Annotated in this window: 1 pseudogene; it reads left to right on the top strand. The window is 67.9% G+C overall.

The annotated features are described in order from the left end of the window. Positions 1–277 (top strand): annotated as a pseudogene (locus SB751_RS30005) (TonB-dependent siderophore receptor); the annotation flags it as partial.

Genomic DNA, 277 nt, shown 5'->3' with positions numbered 1-277 from the left:
CTCCACCACCAACATGGCGGGCGTGCCGCGCTACAAGGACGGCGGCGATATCGGCCTTAAGCGCTCGACCTACCTGGACGCCGCCTGGGACCGCTTCAACTGGAACACGACGCGGGTATTCGCCGACCTGGAGCACCGCTTCGGCCAGGGGTGGAGCGCCAAGGTCAGCGCCAACTATCTGACCGCCGACAGCAACCTGAAGTACGCCGGCGCCTATGGCGCGATCGACCGCCAGACCCGCCTGGGGTCGGCGCTGATGGGCGGCGCCTACAAGTCC

This window comes from Cupriavidus sp. SIMBA_020, from assembly GCF_046535395.1.
Taxonomy (GTDB): domain Bacteria; phylum Pseudomonadota; class Gammaproteobacteria; order Burkholderiales; family Burkholderiaceae; genus Cupriavidus; species Cupriavidus campinensis.
The sequence above is the reverse complement of the archived record's forward strand: the minus strand, read 5'-3'. Positions and strand labels throughout refer to the sequence as shown.